We start from the raw sequence: 20,705 nt of genomic DNA, 5'->3' as shown, positions 1-20,705 counted from the left end.
CTACTCCACTTCCAGCGCGTCCACGATTGTCGATTTCGCCGCCCGCGACGCGGGCAGCAATGCGCCACTCCAGCACAGGATTACCGCGACCAACAGGCTCAATAAGTCGACGGGCGACACCGAAAACCGCACCGTCATGGCCGTCACCGTGCTCATGATCAAGGTGCCCAGACGGTGCACCACCAGGCTGGTCAACAGCCCCAGAACGCCGCCCAGCAGCGCGACACTGCTCGACTCGACCAGGATTGATTTGGCGATGTACGCGCGCGATGCGCCCATGGCGCGTAGCACCCCGATCTCGCGCCTGCGCTCGATCACCGAGATCATGAACGCGTTGAACAGGGCCATCGCTGCCAACAGCGCCACGATCCACTGGACGAATACCGCCAGCGACCCCATCTGGGCGACCGCTGCCTTCCCCGAGTCCACCGCGTCCTGCCCGCTGTAGGCGAACAAATCCTTTGCGGCGGCGATCTTCTCGGCCTGACGCAACACCCTGCCCGCATCCTTCGGGGCGTCGACATGGACCTCCAGGTAGGTCGCGCCGTCGCGCTGGAACCACGTCTGCATGGTCGGCAGGGAGAGCGCGATCATGCCCCGCTCCGAGGTGAGATAGTCGACCACCTCGAGGATGTGCACCGATCGCTCACCGGAGGGCGTGCTCAGCGTCAGCTCGTCTCCAACGCCGCGGTGCAAGCGGCGCGCAAGCTGGCGAGACACCACGGCACCGTCGCCCACCGCCACCTTGGCCCGCACCGACGGGTTCATCGCGGAGAACGCGGGCGTAACCGTGCCGGACGCGCCGCCGACCACCAGAACTCGGTCGTTGCCGACGTTCACGAAGGCGTACTGCACCGGAATCACCGAGGCTACGCCCGGGATCTGTCGCAGCTGCTCGTCGACCCCTACCGGGACTATCGGGCCCACAGGGACAACGTCTTTCGCCGTGGTGGACACGTATACGTCCGCTTTGGCCAGCGGGGCGAAGAAGTTACCGGTGGAGTCCACCACGTTCGACAACACACCGTTGGTGACGCTGCCCAGCGCGACCGCGATCGTCACGATCATCACGTTGGCCCACGTCCGTTTGGCGGATTGAGTCATCGTCGACCTGCTGACCTGCCCACTGGGCCCCATCGTCGCCGCGAGTTTGCCGCTGGCCGCCACCAGCAAGGGGCCGAGCGCCCAGCACAGCAGCAGTATGCCAATCAAGACCAAAACGCCACCAGCAAAGGCGATTTCGTCGTGCAGCCGGATCGCGCTCAGAAACGCCGCGACGGTCAGCGTTGCGCCGAGCACGACTCCCGCCCAGTTCGGCTTGGTACGGTCGGCGCCCAGGCTTTCCAGCTCCGCGGGGCGCATCGCGGAGATGGGCGACGCCTTGAACACGACAAGCGCGGGCCAGGCGGCACCCAACACGCAGGCGACGACGCCCAGCGCTATTACCACTACGACCGCGCCCCCGGGAAAGAAGAATTGCGGTTTGACATCCACCGACTGCAACATCAACGGCGGCAGCCGCTTTATCGCGAAGTAGCTCAGCAGCGCGCCCAGCGGCGCCCCAGCGCAGCCGCCCAAAAATCCCATCACCGCGACCTCGAGCAGCAAGTCCCTGGCAAGTTGGCCGCGCCGGGCACCCAGCGCCCGCAGTGTGGCGATCATCGGCTTGCGTTGCACCACCGCCATGTTCATCGTGTTGAAGACGATGAACATGGCCACCACGAGCGCGATCGAACCGACCAGAAGCAATGTGTCCCGGGTCAGCGAGACGGAGTTGTCGGCCTGGGTCACCCGGAACTGCGGCTCGGCGACCACTGCCCGGTGGTCCACCACCCGCACCAGTGCGGCGTTCAACGTCCCCAGATCGGCGCCGGGTTTGGCCACGATGAACACGGAGCTCACTCGGCCGGGCTGGTGCAGGAACTGCTGGGCCATCGGTAGCGGCACGATGAGGTAGTCGCCGGAGTTGTATTTTTCGGCGAGATCTCCCTTGGGCACGAACACGACTTTGACGGGCACCGAGTTGAGGTCGACGGTGCCGCCCGCCGCCGTGGCCAGGCCGGGACCGGCGACCGCGCCGTCGGCCAGTGAGCCGTGCGACTTGTCCTGCTCGGCCTGCTGGACGAGCTCGTTGCCCACCCGGTTGTCCAGGACCCGCAAGTTGGAGCTGACTCCCAATAGTGTTGTGCCGGAGCGGGGTACGTTGATGGTGGCTTTCACGATCGGTTCCGCGGCGGCCACCCCGTCGACTCCGCGCAGCTCGGTCACCAGTGATTCGGTCAGCCCGCTGTCCGCGACGCCGGTGACCTCGAACGCGGCTTTGCCGTAGAGGTCTTCGGACATCGTCGCCACCGATTTCGTCAGCGACCCGTAGATGCCGCCGATCGCCACCAGCAGGGCGGTGCCGATCATCACCGCCACCACGCAGCTCAACGATCGCTTCCAGTGCGCGAGCGCGTAACGCACATTCAGAATCTTGAAGCGGGCAGCCGCCGACGCAATCATCTCTAAGCCACGATTCCTTAAGCCCGCGACCGGCTTTCGACGACCTTGCCGTCCCGCATGACTATTTCCCGATCCGCCTCGGCGGCGATGGCCGGATCGTGCGTCACCATGATCACCGATGATTCGCCGGTGTCGGCGATCTTGCGGAGCAGTTCAAGCACGCTGCTGCCCGATTCGGAATCCAGGTTTCCGGTCGGCTCGTCGGCCAGCACGACGCCGGGTTTCATGATCAACGAACGCGCGATGGCCACGCGCTGCATCTGGCCCCCGGACAATTCGGAGGGTTTGTGGTTGATCCGGTTGCCCAGCCCGACCAGCTCCAGCAGTTCGCACGCGTCGTTGCGCGCGACCTTCATCGACGATCCGTCCAGAACCCTGGGCATGGCGACGTTCTCCCAGGCGGTCAAAGTGGGTAGCAGGTTGAAGAATTGGAAGATGAAGGAAACCTTGCGTCGGCGGTATTCCGACTGCTGGTCGTCGCTTTTGTCCGACAGCTCCTCGCCGTCGACCTTGATCGAACCCGCATCCGGCCGGTCGATGCCGCCGATGAGGTGCAGCAAGGTGCTTTTACCCGAGCCGGACGCTCCCGTAATGGCAACGAGGTTCTCGCTGCCAAGGGTCAGCGTCACGTCGTCCACCGCCTTGACGAGTTCCTCGCCGCGCTGATAGGTCCGGCTCACGGACGTGATCTCGATCAACATGCCAATTGCTCCACGGGCAGCTCCCACTGCTGTATGCGTGTTGTGCGACGGTTGAAGATTCGGTCGGGCAACGGAAACTCGGTGCGGTCGACGGCCGCCGCGAGCCGCACCAGCCACCGTCCGTTGGGCGCGCGACGTATCCCCGACCTCTGGTATGGCGGGGTGTCGGCGCATATCATGCGGACGGACGACCCGAGTCCCAGGGCGTCGAGGGCTCGAAAGCCATTGCCGATTATGGACAATCCAGCTCTCGGCGGTCGCGGATCGGCAGAGCGCTCCAACACCAGCGTCGCCCAGCCCACTCGCTGCAGCCCGCTCGCGACCGCGAGTCCGGCGATTCCCCCGCCGACCACAACAGCTTTCATGCGCTATCGCCGTCCCAGGTGTGGGGCAGCATCGGCTCGCGCGGGGCGTCGTCGAGTTCGGAACCGCCGAGGCGCGTGAGTCCTTTCGCCTCCGCAGCAACGGGTTTGGGGCTCGTCCCGGCAAACCCGAGCGGACCCGCTCCGGAAACGGAGGCGAAGATGCCTTCGGCCGGCGTCGGGTCGTCGGGCACAAGCGAAGGTATGTCGGCACCGAGGTAGGCGAACTGATACTTATGGACGCGCTGGCGCAGCCCTGCCTTCCGTTTGGCGCGCAGTTGGCGGCTGTCCGCCGGCATCTTGGCGGACGGGGCAACGGCGCCGGCGGCCACGGCGGCGCGACGCGTGGTGCCCGACGTCGGAGAGAAACCCTCGCCGTCGGGGCCGCCACCGATCGCGTAGAACAGTTGGGCGACACTTCCGCTGGCCGGCGGTGCCGACGCCGGCACGGACGTGGCCGGTGCGCCGGCAGACGGGGCTGCGGCGGTGGTGCCGGTGCCCGCGAGCGTGGGCTGCCCAGGCGCCGCCATGATCGGGTTGCCGGGCTGCGAAGTCGCCCCCTGAACCGCCGGAGGCAAGTCTTCGGGGGTTACAGCCTCGGCAAGGCCGACCAATCCGACGAGCCCGATCGGGGCCAGGAACGGAAGCAGCAACGGCATGAACGGGCCGAAGTAGATGGCAGGGTCGACTATCGAATAAAAGGGAATCAAGAACAGCTGGGTGGACATGAAAGCGACCACCGAGTCCAGCATTTGGCTGACAGCGCTGCCGACCGGGCCCGGGAGGTACTGCGCCGCCAGATCGCCGATGCGGGTGAGGATATTTTGCAGCGCCTCGATGATCAGCTCGGTCGGGTCCCCAGAGACGGAGTCTTCGACCGGGCTGGCTTCGGCGGTGACGATCCGCGGCGCGGGCGAGGTCGCTGAGATGGAGGCGATGCTTTCCCCCGCTACGGCGTGATACGCAGCCATGGTGGTCGCCGCCTGGATCCACATGCGCAGGTAGTCGCCTTCGTTGAGCGCGATGGGGATGGTGTTGATGCCGAAGAAATTGGTGGCCACCAAGACGCCGTGCAGCACATGGTTGGCGACCAACTCGCCGGGCGTCGGCATGCTGGCGAGTGCGGCAGCGTAGCCGGCCGCGACGGTTTCGTGTCCGGTCGCGGCCGTGGCGGCCACCTTGCTGGCTTCGCCGAGCCAGTAAAGGTAGGGCTGATGGGCCGCGACGAAGCGCTGCGCGCTCGACCCCTGCCACGCGGCTGCCTGAACGGCGGCCAGCAGCGCGTCGAGTTCGGCCGCAGTTTCGGCATATTCGGCGGCCAGGCCCCGCCATGCCTCCGCCGCGGCAAGCAGCGGACCAGCGCCGGCGCCGGCGGTTAGCAGCGTCGAATGCACCTCCGGGGGCGAGGCAAACCACAGCGGCGCAATCATGGCCGGCCGGCCTGGCGCCGGACGACTACTGGCGATGCGGGGAGACGAATTGCGACGTCCGCCACGGATCGGCTCCTTCGAGGGGTTAGGTGAGCCTGACCTTGGTTACAGTAGGCTAACCTAATTCGGCGGATATGCAAATCGGCCGAAGAAGCGCGATGCTAGCTGGTGAATCCCCAGTTCAGGCGGCTAGTGGCCGCGATGGCGCTCGATGTTGCGGGCACAGTGAGCGCCGCGCTGATGCCCGAGCGTGGCTAACCCGGCGGAAATTAACTGGCGAAGACGACGTCACTCCGGCGCCGCGAAACCACCGGTCGATGACGTCGGGCCCTGCTCGGGCCGTGGCACAGTCTGGGGAGGCGCCGGCGGCGGCGCCGATTGCGGCGGCGCCGCACCCGGCCACGGCGCGGGCCCGGTCGGCGGCCACGGGCCGGGGGGACCGGGGAACACGGCCTGCAGCCGCGCCAGCTCGCGGCGGTGTCTTTCGGCGAGCACGGCGGCGAGCACCAGCTCCGGCGGTGCGCCGGGCGGGGGCGGCGGGGCGATCCGCGACACCACGTCACCGGCGATTCGGTACGACATCTGCTGGCGCAGCCGCGGATCGAGTTGTGCTGCGCGAGAAAGAAACTGGCGCGCAACCTCGGCCTGACCGGCGTCCAGCCCCGACAGTTGCAGCGACGACGCCCACCAGGCCAACGACGGCGGCATCATCGGCGGTGACGCCAGCCGCGGGCCGCGTTCGCTGATCACCACGGTGCCGGCGAAGATGTCGCCGATCCGTTTGGCCTTCGGCGACAGGATGCTGCATATCACGGCGGGACTTCCGGCGAGTGTCCAGATCTCCACCACGGACGCCAGCGCGCGAAACAGCGCCTGCCGGAAGCGTTCCGGGCCGCCGTCGTCGGACACCACCCGCAGGCCCATCGCCAGCTTGCCCAAAGACCTTCCCCGCGTGGCGGTCTCGAACACCAGCGGGTATCCGACCATCACCAGCATGGTGAAGATGATGAGGATCGCCGTGGTCAATGCCTCGTCGAATTGGGTCAGGGTGGCCGCCCACAAAAACAACCCGACCACGTAGCCGGCGATTATCACCATGATGTCGATCAGCGCGCTTACCGCCCGCACCGGCAACTGGGCAATCTGCACATCGAGTACGACGGCGTCACCGGTCACCACCTCGGGCATACCACCGAACGGTACAGGTTCGTGGCCCGCCACCTTGCGCGCCGACCCGCTGCACTCGGCACCGCCGAGCTCGCGATCGGCTCGTCACCTTGCGCGCCGACCCGCTGCACTCGGCACCGCCGAGCTCGCGATCGGCTCGTCACCTTGCGCGCCGACCCGCTGCACTCGGCACCGCCGAGCTCGCGATCGGCTCGTCACCTTGCGCGCCGACCCGCTGCACTCGGCACCGCCGAGCTCGCGATCGTCGCTACGCTGCCAGGGTGGATGTCGACGCGTTCGTGCTGATTCATCGGGGCACCTGGGATCGCCTTGAGCAGCTCATCAAGCGACGCCGGTCGCTGACCGGTGCCGAGGTCGACGAACTGGTCGAGCTCTATCAGCGGGTGTCCACGCATCTGTCGATGCTGCGGTCGGCCAGCACGATCGGATCGGACTCGCTGCTCATCGGCCGGCTTTCGAGCCTGATCGCCCGCGCTCGTGCCGCGGTGACCGGCGCGCATGCCCCGCTGAGCAGTGCGTTCACCCGCTTTTGGACGGTGTCCTTCCCGGTGGTTGCCTACCGCGCCTGGCGGTGGTGGCTGGCGACGGCGGTGGTGTTCTTCGCCGTTGTGGGGGTGATCGCGTTCTGGGTGGCCGGCAATCCGGAGGTGCAGTCCGCGATCGGAACACCAAACGATATCGACGAGTTGGTCAACCATGACGTCTCGGCGTACTACAGCGAGCACCCCGCGTTGGCGTTCGCCCTGCAGGTGTGGGTGAACAACTCCTGGGTGGCCGCCAAATGCATCGCGTTCTCGGTCGTGCTGGGGCTGCCGATCCCCTTCGTGCTGTTCCAAAACGCCGCCAACGTGGGATTGATCGCCGGCCTGATGTTTCACGCCGGCAAGGGCAACATTCTGCTGGGACTGCTCGCCCCGCACGGGCTGTTGGAGCTGACGGCAGTGTTCCTCGCCGCGGCGACGGGGATGCGGCTCGGCTGGTCGGTGATTTCGCCCGGTGATCGTCCGCGCGGACAGGTGCTCGCCGAGCACGGCCGCGGCGTGGTGTCGGTTGCGGTGGGGCTGGCGGCCGTGCTGCTGGTCTCCGGTCTGATCGAAGCGCTGGTGACGCCGTCACCGTTGCCCACAGCGGTTCGGGTCGGGATCGGCATCGTCGCCGAGCTGGCGTTCCTGTCCTACGTCGCGTACTTCGGTCGCCGCGCGGTCAAAGCCGGCGAGACCGGCGACATCGACGACGCGCCGGACGTCGTGCCGACCCGCTGAGCGCGGCGCGAAAGCTAAAGCCGCCCGGTCGCTTTCATCGCCAGGTAGTGGTCGGCGAGCGCGGGCGCGAGTTCGGCGGGGGCCGCGTCGACCACGTCGACCCCGCTGCGCCGCAGGCGCGATGCGATTGCGTGTCGATCGTTGCGGGCTCGTTCGGCGGCGGCCGCGTCGTACACCGCGGCGGGATCGGAACGCGCGGCGGCCAATTGGTCCACGCGCGGGTCGGCGACCGCCGCGATCATCACGTGATGTTTGGTTGACAGCCGCGGCAGCACCGGCAACAGGCCCTCGTCGAGAGCGGTCGCGTTGAGGTCGGTCAGCAGCACCACCAGTGAGCGTCGTCGGGTGCGTCGCAGGATGGTGGCAACCATTGCGCGCCAGTCGGATTCGACCAGGGTCGGTTGCAGCGGGGCCATCGCGCCGACCAGCTGAGCCAGCAGCTCGGTGCGCGATGCGCCGAACACCCCGGCCCGGCTGATCCGGTCGTGGGCGAGGAAATCGACATGGTCGCCGGCCCGCGACGCGAGCGCGGCCAGCAGCAGGGCGGCGTCCATCGACCAGTCCAGCCGCGGCCACCCCGCGGGATCGGCGGCTACCGGGTCCACGCCGACGCGACCGGCCGCCATCCGGCCGGTGTCCAGCACGATGACGACCCGCCGGTCGCGTTCCGGGCGCCAGGTGCGGACCATGACGTCGGCGCGGCGGGCGGTGGCGCGCCAGTCGATGGAGCGGACGTCGTCGCCGACGACATACTCACGCAGCGAATCGAATTCGGTGCCCTGCCCGCGGATCAGCGTCGGCAACAGCCCGTCGATCTCACGCAACTTCGCCAGCCGCGACGGCAGGTGCTTGCGCGACAGAAACGGCGGCAGCACCCTGACCTGACCGGGCACCGACTGCGAACGCTGGCGCCCGGCCAGCCCCAGCGGCCCGATCGATCGGGCGGTGACCGCGGCCGCGCGCTGATCACCGCGGCGGACCGGCCGCAGCACCGTGCCGACGTGCTGGTGTTGCCCGGCCGCGATACCCACGGTGTGGGTGCGCGGCTGGGCACGCGCGCTCGGTGGCCAGGCGTCGCGGATCTGGCCGCGGAATCGGCGCCGGCCGTCGTTGTGGACAAGCAGTCCGGCGTCCACCTGTTGGCCGAGCCGGACCGAGGTGTCCGGCGACCGGGTGTAGCGCAGCCTGCGGGGACTGGCCGCCAGCCCGATGTCGATGGCCACCAAAAGCGCCAGCGCACCCAGCAGAACGACGAAAGACCGTTCCGGCCAAGGCGCTAACGCGATCGGCACGACGCAAAGCAACGCCACCAAGCCGGTGCGTCCAGTCAGGATCACTAGCGGGGCACCGGAGCCGACGCCAGAATTCCCTCGAGGACGCCGTCGGGAGTGGCGCCCTCGAGCTCGGCCTCCGGGCGCAGCATGATCCGGTGGCGCAGCGTCGGGCGGGCCATCGCCTTGACGTCGTCGGGGGTGACGTAGTTGCGTCCGGAGAGCCACGCCCAGGAGCGCGCGGTGCCCAGCAGTGCGGTGGCCCCACGCGGCGACACCCCTAGCTGCAGCGCGGGCGAGGAGCGGGTTGCTCCGACGATGTCGACGATGTAGCCGAGCACCTCGTCGGCGATGAGGACCTTGCGCACCGCGTCGCGGCCGGCCGCCAACTCGGCGGGCCCGGCCACCGGCTTGACCGCGGACAGATCACGCGGATCGAAACCGTGCGCGTGCCGGGCCAGGATGGCGATCTCCGAGTCGCGTGACGGCAGCGTCACGTTCAGCTTGAGCAGGAACCGGTCCAATTGCGCCTCGGGCAATTGGTAGGTGCCCTCGTATTCGATCGGGTTCTGGGTGGCTGCGACGATGAACGGGTCGGGCAGCGGCTTGGGTTCGCCGTCCACACTGACCTGACGCTCCTCCATCGCTTCGAGCAGCGCGGCCTGTGTCTTGGGTGGTGTGCGGTTAATCTCATCGGCGAGTAGCAGGTTGGTGAAAACCGGACCCGGGCGGAACGCGAATGCCGCGGTGCGGGCGTCGTAGACCAGCGAGCCGGTCACGTCGCCGGGCATCAGGTCGGGAGTGAACTGCACCCGTTTGAACTCCAGTTGCAGGGCGGCGGCCATGGCCCGCACCAACAGTGTTTTCGCCACTCCCGGAACACCTTCGAGCAGCACATGGCCGCGGCACAGCAGCGCGATCACCAGGCCGCTGACGACGCCGTCCTGTCCGACGACGGCCTTGGCGAGCTCGGTGCGCAAGGCCAGTAGCGCTTCGCGTGCCGAGTCGGCTGGTGGGTCAGCAGGATTGGAAGGGGCAGCACTTGAATGTGTCACGAGCGGGTGACCTGCCTTTCGATTTCGTCGAGTACGCGCGCCAGCTGGAGTAGGTCATTGTCGGTGGCCGGGGGCGGGCCAAAAAGGTTATAGGACAAGAAGTTTGCGTCCGCCCCGCTGCGTTGAGCCAAAGTCGTCACCACCACGGGAGGCGGCGCGCCCGTTCCCAGGCCCAGCCGGGGCAGTAGCCGCCGCAGCGTTGCGGCGCGCAGCGCGTCGGCGGCGCGGTCACGTGCCCGGCGGGACCGGTAGAGCCGGCCGCGGCCCTCGACCGTCTCCGAAGCCCGTACCACGACGGGCAACTCCTCGGCCACCAGCGGACCGATCCGCCGTCCCTTCCACCAGGCCACCAGCGCCACAACCAGCACCAGCTGCCAGGTGATCCAGGTGACGCTCTCCGGAATCAAATCGTAAATCGATGTCGGAGTGGGGTTCTCGCCCTCGGCGTGGTGCGGCGCGTACCAGATGAGGCGGGGCCGATCACCCGCGAGGTTCATCGCCAGCGCGGCATTGCCCGCATGCAGCAGGCCGTCGTTGGTCATGAAGTCGCTACTGCCGACGACGGTGACGGTGCGGCCGCCGTCACGATAGCGAATCAGAGCCCCGTCGTAGCACCGCGTCGCCACTCGGCCCTTGACGTCGTAGGTGTCGCTCGGCCCGAAGCGAACTGAGCCGGCTCGAACGGCCTCGCGCAGAGTGCAATTGGGGTCGCTGCTGAGAGCGCTCGTGGTCGCTTTGCTCAAATCCGGCGCCAGTGCCTCGCGGGTTCGTGCCGTCGGCTCCACCAGCAGTAGGTCGCCGGGAACGCTCGCCAGGCGGTCGAGCAGCGTGGTGTCGGCCAGGTATTCGGTTTCGGCCACCAAGGTCAGCGTGTCGGGGCGCGCAGCCTTTTCGACGTCGGCGATACGGTCGGCCGCGACGACGTCGACGCCGTTGTCGCGCAACAATGTCACCAACGCGTGGGCGCCGTCGGGTTCGGTGGACTCGGGATCCATCGGGAGGCCGGGCCGGGGTGCGGTCAGATAGGTGGTGAGCGCCGCCATCGCCGCAACCACGAGCAGTGTGACCAGCGGCCACCGCCAGGCCCGCCAACGGCGCGGCGCGGCCACGGACTGCGGAGGTGTTGCCGTGCCGGTCACCATCACCTGACCTGAGCCCATGACTCGGCTGCCGCGGTGTCTCCGGTCACCGGGGCGCTAGCCGGTGATCGCGACCGAAGGTGGTCATCGAGGTCGGCGATCATCTGGTAGGCCGCCGGTGTCCCGGGCCGCTCGCCATAGGTGACATCGTTGAACGCCGTTGCCGCCGTAGACAACTCGCCCGCCAGGTGCGGCAACGCCGCGCCCGCGTCGACGGCCAGCTCGTTGGCGGTGCGGCCGAGATTGGGACTGAGCACGCCGGTCTCTTCCAGCTGACGGGCGACGGCGCGCAGCCGGTGTCGTATCGCTGCGGCCCAATTCCCTTCCGCTGCAAAGGCTTCAGCGGTTGCGCGATGTTGCGCCGCGGTGAGCGCAGTGGTTTCGAACAATTGGTAATCGCCACCGCGTTTGGTGCGCATGGTGCGTCGCGTGACGTGGATGGCGACCGCCACCGCGACGGCCACCAGGACGAGCAGCACGGTGGCCGTGAACCACCCGCCCGGGATCTTGGACGTCGCCTCCAACAGTCGATACAACTTGTCGCTGAGCCATTCATCGAGTTGTTGCGCCGCGGAGCCCCGCGAGTAAATCGGCTTGTCCAGCTCGTTCTGGGCGGCCTGGTGTGCGGCATCGCGGTCGATGTCGATGGAAGGCACGGTCAGCTGGTCCTCATACCGGGCGCCGCAACCAGAGGTGGTCGGTGGACTCGGTCGCGTAGGGACCACCGGCGGCGCCGGTCTGCAGCACCAGGTCGAATGCCTCGGCGCGCATCCGGCGGTCGGTGTAGAGCAACACGATGACCCCGGCGTTGAACGGCGCGGTGATGATCTGGCCGACCGCAGATCCAATGGATGCGATCGTGGTAGCGATCAGCACGGCACTGATCGATCCGGCGCCGACCATCATCAGTTGGCCGCCGATGCTGAACGGCGCGGCGACCGCATTCGCGACCACGCTCGCAACGATGAACGTCAGGAGCCGGATGCCGAACACTCGCCAGAAGCTGTTGCGCACCAAAGCAAAGGATCGGGTGACCGCTTCGATGACCGGCAGCCTCTCCAGCACGATGAGCACCGGCGCGAACAACACCACGGTGTACAGGTAGGCCATCACCGCGGCCATCCCGAGCAACAGCGGAAATCCGAGCAGGATCGCTGCCGCCGGGTTGCCGACGGCCGCGATCACGGCGATGACCACCACCACCAGTCCGATAAGAGCCGCCACCACCGCCGCCTCGAGCAACGCCAGGCCCAGCAGTGCGGGGATGCGGCCACGAATCTTGGCCCAGGTTTCGCCGATCGTGATCGGCGACCCGAACACCGCCCGCCCGACGATCACCGTGAGCATCCCGGACAGCAACATGCCGCCCAGCCAGGTGACCAGCATGCCCACGCCCAACGATGTCATCAGCGTGCCCAGCACGCCCCAGTGCGGCTCGTCGGGGCTTTGCGTGGCGATTCGGCCGTAGCCGGCCAAGGGTCCCACCGTGGCGGCCAGCGAGACGATCTGCATAAGTACGACCACCATCGCGGTCAATCCGAGCGTCGCCTTCGGATTGGCGCGGATGTAACCCACCGCGCCGTTGAAGATGTCGCTGAGCGTAAGGGGCCGCAGCGGGATGATGCCGGGTTTGGCCGGGCCGTACCCCGCCGGCGGGCCATACCCCGGTGGGGGACCGTAGCCAGGCGGCTCGCCGTAGCCCGGCGGGGGGCCGTAGCCAGGCGGCGGGCCGTAGCCAGGCGGCGGGCCGTAGCCAGGTGAGCGCGGCGGCCATCCGCCATAGCCGGGTGGTGGGCCGCCATAACCGGGGGGCGCGCTGTACCCCGGCTGCACATATCCGGGGTAGCCAGGCGGCGGCGTGCTCACCGGGTGTGAAGGCCTTCGTCGTCGGTCACAGCGTTCATCCTGCCCATCCTGCCCTGCCGCTTTCAGCTGGGGGCATTTCCACCCGCTTTGCCCACGAGTGGCCGTCAGGAATGCCGGCGGCGCGTACCGTCTGGTCCATGGCAGAACTGCAGGCCCGGCTGCGGGCGGATCTGACCCAGGCGATGAAATCCCAGGACAAGCTGCGCACCGCGACCCTGCGCATGGTGCTGGCCGCGATCCAGACCGAGGAGGTCTCGGGCAAGCAGGCCAGAGAGCTCTCCGACGACGAGGTGATCAAGGTGCTGGCCAGGGAATCCCGCAAACGCGGTGAGGCGGCCGAGATCTACACCCAAAACGGGCGCGGTGAGCTCGCCGCCAACGAACACGCCGAGGCGCGGGTGATCGACGAGTACCTGCCCACCCCCCTTACCGACGCGGAGCTGGCCGATGTGGCCGACACCGCGATCGCCGAAGTGGCCGAGACCCTCGGCGAGCGGCCCACCATGAAGCAGATGGGACTGGTGATGAAAGCGGCCACCACGATCGCGGCCGGGAAGGCCGACGGCGCGCGACTGTCCGCGGCGGTCAAAGACCGCCTGTAGCCGCGTCGTTTGCCCGCGGGACGCCGGGGTATTCGTGCCGGTATGACCAATTTCGGCTATACCTTGATGACGGAGCAGAGCGGCCCGAAAGACCTTGTCCGGTACGCGATTTCGGCTGAACAACGCGGTTTCGACTTCGAGGTGTGCAGCGATCACTTCTCGCCATGGCTGACGTCGCAAGGACATGCGCCGAACGCGTGGGCGGTGCTGGGCGCGGTGGCGCAGGCGACCGATCATGTCGAGCTGTACACCTACGTGACCTGCCCGACGATGAGGTATCACCCCGCGATCGTCGCCCAACAGGCGGCCACCGTGCAGATCCTCGCCGACGGCCGATTCACCCTGGGACTGGGCAGCGGCGAAAATCTCAACGAACACGTGGTGGGCAAGGGCTGGCCAGCCGTCGAGCGTCGGCAAGACATGCTGCGCGAAGCCATCAAGATCATTCGCGAGCTGTTCGGGGGGCAGCTGGTGAACTGGCGCGGCGACTACTTCCAGGTGGACGCCGCGCGACTCTGGGACCTCCCCGAGGTGCCGGTGGGCATCGCCGTGGCGATGGGCGGGAAGAAGGCGATCGATAAATTCGCCAAACTCGCCGACCATCTGGTGGCGGTCGAACCCAACGGAGAGCTCGTCGACGCCTGGCACGCCGCCTGCCAAGCCACCAACGGCGTGGGCGCCCGTCGAGTTGTCGGGCAGATACCGGTGTGTTGGGATCCCGATCGCGACGCGGCCATCGACCGCGCCCATGACCAATTCCGCTGGTTCGCCGGCGGCTGGAAGGTCAACGCCGACCTACCGACGCCGGCCGGGTTCGCCGGTGCGACAAAATTCGTGCGCCGCGAAGACGTCGCCGGGAGCATTCCCTGCGGGCCGGACCTGGACGCGATCGTTGACGCTGTCCGGCCCTACTGGGAGGCCGGGTTCACCGATATCGCGCTCGTCCAGGTCGGCGGTGACGCACAGGAGCTGTTCCTCAAAGAAGCCGCCGAACCGTTGCTGCAGGCGTTGCGTGCCGCCGCGAACTGACGCACGTTTGGTGGTCCTTGGCCCGGGTATTCGATGCCGATGTCAAATCAATTGCAAGGCAAGAAAATCGCCATTCTTGCAGCGGACGGCGTGGAGAGGGTGGAGCTCGAGCAACCGCGAGACGCCCTGCAGCAGGCGGGCGCGCAAGTCCAGGTGATGTCGCTGGAATCCGGTGAGATCCAGGCACGCAACCACGATCTCGAGCCGGCGGGCACCTTCCCCGTCGACCGAGTGGTTGCGGAGTCGTCCGTCGACGAATTCGACGGGCTGGTGTTGCCCGGTGGCACGGTGAATCCCGACAAGCTGCGATTGGACAGATCGGCGGTCGCGTTCGTGGCGGAGTTCGTGGGTTCGGGAAAACCCGTTGCCGCGATATGCCACGGCCCGTGGACATTAGTGGAGGCGGGCGTGGTGGCCGGGCGGACATTGACGTCGTATCCGAGCATTCGCACCGATCTGCGCAATGCCGGCGCGCATGTCGTTGACCAGGAGGTTGTGGTCGACGGGAATTTAATCTCGAGCAGGTCACCAGCCGATCTCCCGGCCTTCTGCGCGACGGTGATAAAGCAGTTATCCCCCGTCTCCACGGTTTAGACCAGCCGTTTGCGGGCACAGTCTCGTAATGTCGCGATCACACGCGGCGAATTGACAGAAAGGCCCGCGCTTGACGACCACCTACCCTGGCCTGGTTGGCGCCTCGGCAGTTTCCGAGGTGTATCGGCCGCAACAAGATTCGCGTCTGCTGGTAGAAACAATGCGACAAAGCGGTATCGTACCCGGGCGCCGGGTGCTGGATTTGTGCACCGGGAGCGGCTATGTCGCGATTGCGGCCGCCGAGTTGGGCTGCGCCAGCGTCACCGCTTTCGACATCTGCCCCAACGCTGTGCGATGCTCGCGCGACAATGCCCTCGACGCCGGTGTGGAAGTCGACGTTCGGGAAGGCTCGTGGACAAGGGCTTTCGGCTGCGCTCCCTTCGACGTCGTGGTGTCGAATCCGCCGTATGTGCCCGCCCCGCCGGTTGACGACTCGGAAGTCATCCCGCGTGATGCCGGCCCGGCCTGGGCGTGGAATGCCGGCCCGGATGGGCGGCTGGTGTTGGACCCGCTGTGCAGGTCGGCGTCAAACCTGTTGTGCAAAAAGGGGACTCTGCTTTTGGTGCAGTCCGCATTCGCCGGTGTGCAACAATCGCTGGATGCGTTGCGAGCGAGTGGGTTGGAGGCCGAGGTGATCGCTTCCCAATGGATTCCATTCGGTCCGGTGCTTTCCGCGCGAGCGGCGTGGTTGGAGGCCACCGGTCGTCTGCGTCGCGGCTGCCGGGAAGAGGAGCTGGTGGTCATCCGGGCGGACAAACCATGACCGGCACCCGGGTACAGGTGGTTCCCAAAGGGCCCGTGCTGGTCTCGGGCCCGGCCCGGATCGAAGTGGCCGGCGGCCGCGTCGTGGAATCCGATCGATTCATGGTGGCGATCTGCACCTGCGCGCGCAGCAAGGAATATCCGCTGTGCGACACCAGTCATCGCCGATGCCGGTCCGTCCCGGCAAAGGATCAGGGCAGCACCTAACCGACTAGTTAGTCGAGCGGTCGTCGCAATGACGACTGGCCCAGCTTCCACGCCGCCATCATGTTGTCCCCCAGACGTTTTTCCACGACCGCGTGCGCGCGCATCCCGAACACCACGTCGCGGTCGAGGTGAGGTTCGCGGGCCACCAGATCACCGACGACGTCATGGCGCACCACCTGTTCGTGTACCGCGTCGGCCTCGACATGCTCGGCGTAGAACGCGACGCAGGCCGGCGGCGCGTTCAGCCGCTGCAGGGCCTGCACCATCCGTCGGGAGCCCGGCGGCGAGGTGATTTCCGTCGCGGCGAAGTGTCCGATCGCGGCGCCGCGCAACCAGCGGTGCAAACCGAACAGGGACATCACGTTGACCACCGCCAGCGACTCGGCCCGGACGGCGTCCAGGTAACCGAGATACGTCGCGTCCAGGTCGGCCGCGGTCAACAGGTCGGCGAAGAGCTGCTGGTGCAACCGCGGGCCCTGCCCCGCCCCGTATTCGTCGAATTCGATCGCCACGAAGGCCGCCTTCGCGGTGCCCATCAGCCGCGGGATCGCAAACGCGTGCGGGTCGCCTTCCTTGAGGTGGTAGAGCGACCTGTGCGCGAAGTACTCACGCATCTGCTGCCAGCTTCCGGTGTCGCGCAGATAGTACGAGGGGCCCGTTCCGTCGATGGGTTCGACCGAGGCCGCCTCCATTTCGACCGCCGCGGTGTGGCCGGGCTCGATGGGCCCGACGTCGCGACGGATCCCCGCCAGGAAGGCGTGTTCGAGTTCGGCGCGCAAGTGCAGCAGCGCCGGGTTCCATTCCCACGTCGCATCCACGCCCGCGAATCCGCGGTAGTGCAGCTCATAGCACATGAACAGGGCCAGCTGAAGGTCGAGACCGTAGGGGTCCGAATCGCGCACCGATGCGGTGATGCGGGCGAGCTGGTTGCGCGACGCGGGTCCGGTCACGGTGCGACGCACGGCCATCGACAATGGTCCGTGCGCTTCAGGCAGAACAGGCTCAATGCTGAGCGATGCGCTAGTCACGAAGGTGAACGTACCCGCTCAGGACGCGCGCAAACAGCTCAGCGGTTGACCGCTCCGGCGGGTGCCGGAAGTTGAAAGCTGATGTCTACCGTTGTTCCGTCTTCGGTGCAGTCCAGTTCGACCGCGCTGCTGATGGCTTTGATCAGTGGCAGCCCGCGCCCCCCGTTGCGGGGTTGCGCGGGCGGTGGCTTCCACGAGCCCCAATCGCCGACTCGCGCGCGGACTTCGCCTTCGAGGGCCTCGACCTCGATCAGCATGGTCCCGGCGCTCTGACCGCGGTATGCATGCTCCACACTGTTGGTGCACGCCTCGCTGATGACGAGCACGATGTCGGCGGCCAGCTCGTCGGGGACGTCGGCCGCGCGCAGCCAACGGGACAGCCGACGACGGATGCCCGATAATTTGTCAGCGCTGGCTTCGCTTTCGATCCGAAGTGGCACCAGCTCGTGCCGGTAGATGACCATCGCGACGTCGTCGTCATAGCCTGCCGCGGGAGCCAACTCGCCAAGCATCGCGTCGGCCACGGCGTCCAGCGGCAACTTCGTCGTTCCTACCAAAACGTCTGCTGCACGGGCGATTCCGTCGTCGATCGACTCGTGCTTGCGCTCGACCAAACCGTCGGTGAACAACATCAGCGTCGAGCCGGGCGGCAGCAGCTGGGAAACTTGCGGGCGAGGCCCGTCGCGGCGCACCGCGAGCGGCACCGATCGCGCACCGGTCAACGCCGTCGTCCCGGATCCGGCCGACGCCAACACGGCGGGCATGTGGCCCGCGTTGCTGTACTCCAAGACTCCGGATTCGGTGTCCAGGATCGCCAGGAACACGGTGGTGCAGTAGGCGTCCGGAATGAGTGCCGCCGCGGCGTCGAGTTGTTCGAGCAGCACCGCCGGCTCGGCACCGGTGAGCAACAGGGCGCGCGCCGAGCTGCGCAGCTGGCCCATGATCGCGGCGGCCGGCAAGCCACGACCGACGCAGTCACCGACGACGATGCCGATGCGGTGATCGCCGACGGGAAGCACGTCGTACCAGTCGCCGCCGATTTCGAGTGGCGGCACGGCGGGTTCGTAACGGACGGCGAAGCCCGGCGGCGGTTGCAGCGGCGGCAACATCGCGCGTTGCAACGTCATCGCCGTTTCGCGCGCACTCTCGAACTGGCGGACATGCTGCATCGCCAGGCTGAGGTGGCCGATCAAAACCGTGGCCAGCAGTCGATCCTCGCCGCTGACCCACCGCGGCACGCGCAGCTCCAACCACAGCGCCATGTCTCCCGCGCCCGAGAGCACCGCCACCAATCCCTTTGCCTTACCGGGTGATTCGGGCCCATCAACCGCCTTGGCCGTCAGCGGCAGCTGGTGTCGGGCGAATTCGAATATCATGCGCAGCCACGGATCCAGGTCGCGCCACGTCGATTCGTGTGGCTCGCCCGCCATCTGGACCACCGGTTCGCCCTGCGAATGCTCGCCGGGCGGCCACATGACCGCGATCACGCGCTGCACGTCGACCGTCGCCCGGCACTCCTCGAGGGTGATCGACAGCACCTCGTCCACGCTCTTGGCCACCGCGACGGCGGTGGCCAACCGGAGGACCGCGCTTTCCCGTGCGGCGAAAGCCCTTTCCGCCGTTATGTCGCGAATGGTTCCGACATAGACGTCTTTGCCGTCTTCGTCGGTGCCGCTGCCGCGGACTGCGTTGATGCTCACCGCCACCCAGGCAAGGTGGCCGTCTTTGCGGCGAATAGGTGTCTCGTAGTCGGCGCTGCCGTAGCTACGGACCCGGGATTGCTGTTCCGCGGCGGTGTTCTTGTCGACCAGCCATGGGTGGGGCCAGCGGTAAGGCAGGCCCTCGGAGGAATAGCCGAGTATCTCGGCGAACGCGTTGTTGATGTCGACGACCGCACCGGTGTGGTCGGCGACGAAAAACCCCTCTTGTAGGGAATTCACCAGGGCGGTGTGGAATTTGTCCCGGTCGGCCAGATCCTCGGCGCGGGCGCGCTGTTCGGCATAGGCCTTGGTGCCGTCGAGGAACCCCCGGGTCGCGATGTCGAGCGGGGCCAGCGTTTGCAAGAGGAATTCCAGTGCGACCGGCGCGTCGACGCGCACGTCGTGCGAGAGTTGGAGAATCAGGTGGACGTGCTGCTCGACGATATCGAGCACGCTGATCTGGTCCTGCAGGGCGCGGCGGCCCAGTTCGTGGGCGACGGCCAGGCTGTCCTCGTCGTGGGTGAGCAGATACCGTCGCAGCGCGGCGAGGTATTGGGCGCGGAAGTCGTCGGCGTGGGTCAACCCGAGACCCCTCGGTGACGTGCGGCGAGCACCATGGCGTCGTCCGATTCTTTCGAGTGTTTCGCCAAAATTTGTTCGGCGATGCCCGTGGCCGGGGCGGCGAAGTCGATGTGTTCGAGGTGGTCTTCGGTGATTCCGTCGCTGGCGATGATGAGCAAATCGCCGGTGCGTACCGGAATCACTTGCGCCGGAAAGATTTCCGGTATTCGATAGCCGACGATGCCAGCGGCCAAGCGTGCGGAAGAACGGACCTTGACACCCGGGGCAGCCTTGGCTACCAGGTTGGCCGTGACATTGCCCACCCCGGTCCAGTACAGCTGGCCAGTCTGAAAATCGAACTGTGCCAGGGTCATCGCGGCTCCCCTGGTTCCTTCTAGCACACGGTGACAGAGCTGGACCAAAACTTCAACCCGTTCGCCGCGGGCTTTCCGAACCGCCTCCGCCGCGGCGATTGCCGCGTTCGCGGCGGACGGGCCGTGGCCCAGGCCGTCCACGACACCGAACAGGGCACCTTGGTCCTCGATGCTGGCCGCGATCGCTTGATCGCCACAGACATACTCGCCGGGGCGTGGACGTCCCGCCGCCGCCCATTCGATCGGCCCCCACCGGCCCTGCTCAAGCACGCGCCGGCACCCACTTCCACATCTCGATGACCGTTCCGCGCCCGAGCTCGGATTCCACGATCATGCGGTCCATCAGGCGCCGCGAACCGGGCAAGCCGAGACCCAGCCCGCGTCCGGTCGAATAGCCGTCTTCCATCGCCCGTTCGATGTCGGCGATGCCGGGGCCCTCGTCCTCGGCGCGAATGATCAGCGCCCTGCGGCCCTCCCGGTCGGCCACCTCCACCCGCACCGCACCGTGGCCGGCGTAGCTGGTGATATTGCGCGCGACTTCCGAGATCGCCGTGGCGATCATCGTGACGTCAGTTAGAGAAAATCCCAGACCGAGGGCCAGCTCGTGCCCGGCTTTGCGGGCGTTGACGATGTCGTCGGGGTTGTTGATCGCGACGACGATCTCACCCGCCACCGTCGCGCCCGATCGTCGATTTGCCCAGTCCCAGTTTGCGATTCAGGAGCGCTATCCCTTCTTCGAGGTCTAGCGCGGTGTTCATGTCGTCGAACGCCAGGCCCAACTGCACCATCGCGAAAGCCACCTCTGGCTGCAGGCCCACGATCACCGTGATGGCGCCGCGCAGCCGGGTCATGTGCGCGATCGTCCGCAGCGACCGCGCGGCAAAGGAATCCATCACGTCGATGGCGGTGACGTCGACGACGATGCCCTGCGCGCGAAACCGGCTGACCCTCTCCATGAGGTCATACCGCAGCCGCTCGGTGTCGGAATCGGTGAGCGCAGCTTGCACCGTTGCGATCAGAATCGCACCCTGTTTCAGGATCGGTACTGGCATATGGCTGGTTACGGTCG

21 protein-coding genes are annotated in these 20,705 nt (G+C 67.2%); 6 read left to right on the top strand and 15 right to left on the bottom strand.

Going from position 1 to position 20,705, the window contains the following annotated elements; translation table 11 throughout:
• The 5 genes from G6N66_RS25090 to G6N66_RS25070 all read right to left on the bottom strand — a co-directional run bounded on the left by G6N66_RS25090 (position 1) and on the right by G6N66_RS25070 (position 6,186).
• Complete coding sequence (locus G6N66_RS25090) at positions 1-2,466, bottom strand: ABC transporter permease (protein WP_163645919.1); 2,466 nt, start codon at positions 2,464-2,466, stop codon at positions 1-3.
• Positions 2,467-2,522: 56 nt separating this feature from the next.
• A complete protein-coding gene (locus G6N66_RS25085) occupies positions 2,523-3,206 on the bottom strand; it encodes an ABC transporter ATP-binding protein (protein WP_085232676.1) in 684 nt (227 codons plus the stop codon).
• Positions 3,200-3,571, bottom strand: coding sequence for an FAD-dependent oxidoreductase (locus G6N66_RS25080; RefSeq protein ID WP_139825172.1), 372 nt, complete (start codon positions 3,569-3,571; stop codon positions 3,200-3,202). The genes G6N66_RS25085 and G6N66_RS25080 overlap by 7 nt, the downstream gene beginning before the upstream one ends.
• Complete coding sequence (locus G6N66_RS25075) at positions 3,568-4,998, bottom strand: PPE family protein (protein ID WP_085232677.1); 1,431 nt, start codon at positions 4,996-4,998, stop codon at positions 3,568-3,570. Before G6N66_RS25075 ends, G6N66_RS25080 begins: the two co-directional genes overlap by 4 nt.
• 288 nt (positions 4,999-5,286) lie before the next feature.
• The gene (locus tag G6N66_RS25070) at positions 5,287-6,186 is read right to left on the bottom strand and encodes an RDD family protein (protein WP_085232678.1); all 900 of its coding nucleotides are present in this window, start codon (positions 6,184-6,186) and stop codon (positions 5,287-5,289) included.
• A gap of 260 nt (positions 6,187-6,446) precedes the next feature.
• On the opposite strand from G6N66_RS25070, the gene G6N66_RS25065 reads away from it, so the two are divergent.
• On the top strand, positions 6,447-7,448 hold the full coding sequence (locus G6N66_RS25065) for a stage II sporulation protein M (protein ID WP_085232679.1): 1,002 nt from the start codon (positions 6,447-6,449) through the stop codon (positions 7,446-7,448).
• Between the two features lie 14 nt (positions 7,449-7,462).
• On the opposite strand, the gene G6N66_RS25060 is transcribed toward G6N66_RS25065, so the two are convergent.
• From G6N66_RS25060 to G6N66_RS25040, 5 genes are read right to left on the bottom strand one after another with little or no spacing between them, the layout of a single operon-like run.
• Complete coding sequence (locus G6N66_RS25060; RefSeq protein ID WP_085232680.1) at positions 7,463-8,785, bottom strand: DUF58 domain-containing protein; 1,323 nt, start codon at positions 8,783-8,785, stop codon at positions 7,463-7,465.
• Positions 8,785-9,774: an AAA family ATPase gene (locus G6N66_RS25055; RefSeq protein ID WP_085232681.1), complete on the bottom strand. Its 990-nt coding sequence runs from the start codon at positions 9,772-9,774 to the stop codon at positions 8,785-8,787. Before G6N66_RS25055 ends, G6N66_RS25060 begins: the two co-directional genes overlap by 1 nt.
• Positions 9,771-10,934 carry a DUF4350 domain-containing protein gene (locus tag G6N66_RS25050; RefSeq protein WP_139825173.1) on the bottom strand — a complete coding sequence of 388 codons (1,164 nt, stop codon included), beginning with the start codon at positions 10,932-10,934 and terminating at the stop codon, positions 9,771-9,773. The genes G6N66_RS25055 and G6N66_RS25050 overlap by 4 nt, the downstream gene beginning before the upstream one ends.
• Entirely contained in the window at positions 10,916-11,569 is a 654-nt protein-coding gene (locus G6N66_RS25045; protein WP_085232683.1) for a DUF4129 domain-containing protein, read from the bottom strand. Before G6N66_RS25045 ends, G6N66_RS25050 begins: the two co-directional genes overlap by 19 nt.
• A 13-nt stretch (positions 11,570-11,582) precedes the next feature.
• On the bottom strand, positions 11,583-12,779 hold the full coding sequence (locus G6N66_RS25040) for a hypothetical protein (RefSeq protein ID WP_085232684.1): 1,197 nt from the start codon (positions 12,777-12,779) through the stop codon (positions 11,583-11,585).
• 137 nt (positions 12,780-12,916) lie between these two features.
• Between G6N66_RS25040 and G6N66_RS25035 the strand changes: the two genes are divergently transcribed.
• The 5 genes from G6N66_RS25035 (at position 12,917) to G6N66_RS25015 (ending at position 15,973) form a co-directional block, all read left to right on the top strand.
• The gene (locus G6N66_RS25035) at positions 12,917-13,381 is read left to right on the top strand and encodes a GatB/YqeY domain-containing protein (RefSeq protein WP_085232734.1); all 465 of its coding nucleotides are present in this window, start codon (positions 12,917-12,919) and stop codon (positions 13,379-13,381) included.
• A 42-nt stretch (positions 13,382-13,423) separates the two neighbouring features.
• Positions 13,424-14,410: an LLM class F420-dependent oxidoreductase gene (locus tag G6N66_RS25030; RefSeq protein ID WP_085232685.1), complete on the top strand. Its 987-nt coding sequence runs from the start codon at positions 13,424-13,426 to the stop codon at positions 14,408-14,410.
• Between the two features lie 39 nt (positions 14,411-14,449).
• A complete protein-coding gene (locus tag G6N66_RS25025; protein WP_085232686.1) occupies positions 14,450-15,004 on the top strand; it encodes a type 1 glutamine amidotransferase domain-containing protein in 555 nt (184 codons plus the stop codon).
• Positions 15,005-15,074: 70 nt separating this feature from the next.
• The gene (locus G6N66_RS25020; protein WP_085232687.1) at positions 15,075-15,767 is read left to right on the top strand and encodes a HemK2/MTQ2 family protein methyltransferase; all 693 of its coding nucleotides are present in this window, start codon (positions 15,075-15,077) and stop codon (positions 15,765-15,767) included.
• Positions 15,764-15,973 (top strand): CDGSH iron-sulfur domain-containing protein, encoded by a 210-nt coding sequence (locus tag G6N66_RS25015; protein WP_085232688.1) that lies wholly within the window; start codon positions 15,764-15,766, stop codon positions 15,971-15,973. Before G6N66_RS25020 ends, G6N66_RS25015 begins: the two co-directional genes overlap by 4 nt.
• Before the next feature lie 8 nt (positions 15,974-15,981).
• On the opposite strand, the gene G6N66_RS25010 is transcribed toward G6N66_RS25015, so the two are convergent.
• From G6N66_RS25010 to G6N66_RS24990, 5 genes are all read right to left on the bottom strand, one after another.
• Positions 15,982-16,941, bottom strand: a complete 960-nt coding sequence (locus tag G6N66_RS25010) for an iron-containing redox enzyme family protein (RefSeq protein WP_276013552.1) — start codon at positions 16,939-16,941, stop codon at positions 15,982-15,984.
• Positions 16,942-17,039: 98 nt separating this feature from the next.
• A complete protein-coding gene (locus G6N66_RS25005; RefSeq protein ID WP_085232690.1) occupies positions 17,040-19,283 on the bottom strand; it encodes a SpoIIE family protein phosphatase in 2,244 nt (747 codons plus the stop codon).
• Positions 19,280-19,906 carry a SpoIIE family protein phosphatase gene (locus G6N66_RS25000; protein ID WP_085232691.1) on the bottom strand — a complete coding sequence of 209 codons (627 nt, stop codon included), beginning with the start codon at positions 19,904-19,906 and terminating at the stop codon, positions 19,280-19,282. Before G6N66_RS25000 ends, G6N66_RS25005 begins: the two co-directional genes overlap by 4 nt.
• Positions 19,899-20,309 carry an ATP-binding protein gene (locus tag G6N66_RS24995; protein ID WP_085232692.1) on the bottom strand — a complete coding sequence of 137 codons (411 nt, stop codon included), beginning with the start codon at positions 20,307-20,309 and terminating at the stop codon, positions 19,899-19,901. Before G6N66_RS24995 ends, G6N66_RS25000 begins: the two co-directional genes overlap by 8 nt.
• Positions 20,299-20,688, bottom strand: coding sequence for an STAS domain-containing protein (locus G6N66_RS24990; protein ID WP_085232693.1), 390 nt, complete (start codon positions 20,686-20,688; stop codon positions 20,299-20,301). Before G6N66_RS24990 ends, G6N66_RS24995 begins: the two co-directional genes overlap by 11 nt.
• Positions 20,689-20,705 lie beyond the last annotated feature (17 nt).

It is taken from the genome of Mycobacterium conspicuum (assembly GCF_010730195.1).
In the GTDB taxonomy this organism is placed as follows: domain Bacteria; phylum Actinomycetota; class Actinomycetes; order Mycobacteriales; family Mycobacteriaceae; genus Mycobacterium; species Mycobacterium conspicuum.
The sequence above is the reverse complement of the archived record's forward strand: the minus strand, read 5'-3'. Positions and strand labels throughout refer to the sequence as shown.